This window comes from Verrucosispora sp. SN26_14.1 (assembly GCF_004307965.1).
Lineage (GTDB): Bacteria > Actinomycetota > Actinomycetes > Mycobacteriales > Micromonosporaceae > Micromonospora.
The window spans coordinates 1-3,588 of the sequence record NZ_SISL01000544.1; the positions used below are offsets into that span (position 1 = coordinate 1).

At 73.5% G+C, this 3,588-nt stretch carries 2 protein-coding genes and 2 pseudogenes; 3 read left to right on the forward strand and 1 reads right to left on the reverse strand.

The features are described 5' to 3' along the window. The 3 genes and pseudogenes from EYA84_RS28730 to serS all read left to right on the forward strand — a co-directional run. Positions 1-571: pseudogene (locus tag EYA84_RS28730) on the forward strand (saccharopine dehydrogenase); the annotation flags it as partial. Positions 572-724: 153 nt separating this feature from the next. Beyond that, complete coding sequence (locus EYA84_RS28735) at positions 725-1,885, forward strand: MerR family transcriptional regulator (RefSeq protein ID WP_131057103.1); 1,161 nt, start codon at positions 725-727, stop codon at positions 1,883-1,885. Between the two features lie 180 nt (positions 1,886-2,065). Further along, positions 2,066-3,346, forward strand: a complete 1,281-nt coding sequence (serS, locus tag EYA84_RS28740) for a serine--tRNA ligase (RefSeq protein WP_131057101.1) — start codon at positions 2,066-2,068, stop codon at positions 3,344-3,346. Here serS and EYA84_RS33700 read toward each other — a convergent pair. Next, a pseudogene (locus EYA84_RS33700) lies at positions 3,333-3,588 on the reverse strand (cytochrome c biogenesis protein CcdA); the annotation flags it as partial. The gene serS and the pseudogene EYA84_RS33700 sit on opposite strands and share 14 nt — an antisense overlap.

Sequence of the window (3,588 nt, forward strand, 5' to 3'; positions counted from 1 at the left end):
CCGCGAGCGGCGGGCGGCCGAACCGCGACCCACCGACCGCCGGGTCCGCGCCGTGCCGGGCAAGCTGGCCCGGTCGCGGGACCTGCCGGTCTGGGCGGTGCCGCTGCCGACCATCGACCCGCAGGTGGTCCGCCGCTCGGCGGCGGCCCGACCCGAGTACGGGCCGGACTTCCGCTACCGGCACTTCGCGGCCGTCAAACGCCTGCCCACCGTGCTGATGGCGGGCGTCGGCCTGGGCGCGCTGGCCGGGCTGACCCGGCTGCCCCCGGCCCGGCGCTGGCTGCTCGGACGGCTCTCCTCCGGCCAGGGCCCGAGCGCCGAGCAGCGGGCCGAATCGTGGTTCCGGGTCCGTTTCGTGGGCACCGGCGGCGGCCGTCGGGTGGTCACCGAGGTGGCCGGCGGCGACCCCGGATACGACGAGACCGCCAAGATGCTCGCCGAATCCGCCCTCTGCCTCGCCCTGGACGACCTGCCGGCCACGTCCGGCCAGGTCACGCCGGTGACCGCGATGGGCGACGCGCTGCTGACCCGACTCACCGCCGCCGGCCTCACCTTCCGCGTCCTCGGGTGAGGTGAAAGGAAGGGCACCTTATTAACGCCTCGTGCATAGGAAGGGCCCCTTCCTAACATCCGAACGACCGTCGGGGGTCGGGCTTGGGGGGTCGGGAGCCGGGTTGACCCTCGACCTGGTCGAGGCGGCAGGATCTGCGGGGTGGATCGTGACCTGCGCAGCATCGGCGAGGTGGCCCGGGACAGCGGGCTGACGGTGAGTGCCCTGCGGTTCTACGACGCCGCCGGGGTCCTGGTGCCGGCGCGGGTGGACCCGGTGACCGGATATCGCCGCTACACCGACGAGCAGGTGGCCTCGGCCCGGCTCGTCGCCGGACTGCGCCGGGTGGGCCTGCCGGTCGCCGAGATCGCCCAGGCGGTACGCGCCGAACCAGCCGTCGTGCACCGGCTGCTCGACACCCAACTGCGCCGACTGGCCGACGGACTGGCCGACGCGCGCCGCGAGGTGTCCCGGATCCGGGCACTGGTGCCGCTCGACGAGTCGACGGCCGCCACCCGGCTCACCGTGGACCGTGCGGGACTCACCGCCGCCGTGGCCGCCGTCCGCTTCGCCGTCGGGACCGATCCGGACCTGCCTGCGCTCACCGGTGTCCTGTTCGACGTGACCGACACAGGCGTACGACTGGTGGCGACCGACCGGCACCGGCTGGCGGTGGCGACCGTCCACGCGGCGGTGGACGGCCCGGCGGTGCGTACGCTGCTGCCGCTGCCGGCGGTGGACGGGCTGCGCCGACTGGTGACCGACCCGGACATCGACGCGCACGAGGTACGGCTGACGGTGACCGCGTCCCGGCTGCACGCCGACGTGGCCGGGCGGGAGTTGCACGCCACGGCGCTGCCGGACGACTTCCCCGACTACCACGTGCTGCTGCCACGGGCGGGCGCGCACGGGCCGACACACCGCATCACGGTGGACGGTGAGTGGCTGGCCGGCGCGCTGCGGGCGGGCGGGCCCACGCTGACCCGCGAGTACGCCGGGGCTGCGCTGCCGGTGACCGTACTCGGGTGGGGGTCGGGCGACGGACTCCGCCTGCTCGGCCCCGACGACCTGCACCACGCCGCCGACCTGCCCGGCTCGCCCGACCTCGCCGACAGCGGCCCGGACGGCAGGGGCCCGGCCGACAGCGGCCCGGACGCTGACCGCGAGTACGCCGAACTGCGGGTCGGCGTGAACGGCGAGTACCTGCTCGACGCGCTGGACGCGGCCGGTGGCCGGCGGTTGGTGCTCGAACTGGACAGCCCGGTCACCCCGCTGGCGATCCGCCGCCCGGACGACGAGGGCGCCTTCTCCATCCTGATGCCGATCCGCCTCTGACCGAGCGCGCCCACCGACGGCCGCCTCTGGCAGTGGGCCCGCGCGGACCGGACCACCGGCTCCGCGCGAGCGCGTTGCCGAGCAGGATCGGTGTGCCGGGTGCGGGAGTCGGGGCGATCCGGGCGCGGCGGTAGCATCTGGTAGTCCACCCGACTTCCGGACGGAGGCGTACGGAGCAGCATGCTCGACATGGAGTTGATCCGGAAGGATCGCGACGCGGTGGCGACCGCGCTGGCGAAGCGGCTCGAAGCCGCCGAGGTCGACCGGGCGCTGGACGACATCCAGCAGCTCGACCGGGAGCGTCGCCGGCTGATCAGTGAGATCGACGGGGAACGCCAGCGCCGCAAGGCCGAGGCCCGGGCGTACGCGCAGGCGAAGCGGGCCGGTGTCGAGCCGGAGGCGACCTCCGAGGTCGGCCGGAAGCAGATCGCCGAGTTGGAGAGCGAACTCGACGAGGTGCAGGCACGGCTGCGTACCGTGATGAGCGAACTGCCCAACCTGCCTGCCGAGGACGTGGTCCCCGGCGGCAAGGAGGCCAACCGGGTGGTGAAGACCTTCGGCGCACCCCCGGCGATCGAGAAGATCCGCGACCACGTCGAGTTGAGCCGGGCGTTGGGCCTGGTCGACCACGAGCGCGGGGTCAAGCTGGGCGGGTCGGGCTTCTGGATGTACACCGGTCTGGGCGCCCGCCTGGAGTGGGCGCTGGTCAACTGGCTGATCGAGAGCAACATCGAGGCCGGGTACGAGTTCCTGCTCCCGCCGCACCTGCTGCTGGACACTGCGGGCTTCGCCGCCGGCCAGTTCCCGAAGTTCTACGACGACGTCTACCACCTGGACAAGCAGTCCGCGCCGCGCGGGCAGTTCCTGCTGCCGACGGCGGAGACGGCGATCCTCGGCGCATACCAGGACGAGATCCTGGAGACCGCGAAGCTGCCGCTGCGGGTGTTCGCGTACACCCCCTGCTACCGCCGTGAGGCGGCGGGCTCGCACTCGGACGAGCGCGGCACCGTCCGGGGCCACCAGTTCAACAAGGTGGAGATCTTCCAGTTCACCCTGCCCGAGCAGGCCGACGCCGCGCTGGAGCAGATGGTCGCCCACGCGGAGAGCCTGGTCGAGGGGCTGGGCCTGCACTACCAGCGCAGCCTGCTGGCGGCCGGCGACTCCAGCGCCTCGATGCGCAAGACGCTGGACATCGAGGTGTGGATGCCCAGCACCGGCAAGTACAAGGAGGTCTCGTCGGTCTCCTGGGGCGGTGACTACCAGGCCCGACGGGCGGCGATCCGCTACCGCGAGCCGGGCGGCAAGCAGACCCGGTTCGTCCACACGCTGAACGGCTCGGCGCTGGCGACCAGCAGGCTGCTGCCGGCCATCCTGGAGCAGTTCCAGCAGGCCGACGGTTCGGTGCTGGTGCCCGAGGTGCTCCGCGACCGGATCGGCACCGACCGACTCACCCCGCGCTGACCGGTTCGTCGGGGGTCGCCGCGTGCGGCCCCCGTCCGGTGTCAGCCGCGTGCGGCCCCCGTCCGGTGTTAGCAGGGGACCCCTGCTCTACCGCAGGCGTTAACAAGGTGCCCTTCCTTCGGAGCGAGCCGGCGAGGACCAGCACGCCGACGACGGCGACGAGCACCGCCGGACCTGCGCTGTCCAGCGTCGCCGCCAGCCACCGCTGGACACCGGCGGCGGCGCTCACCACCGGATCGGCG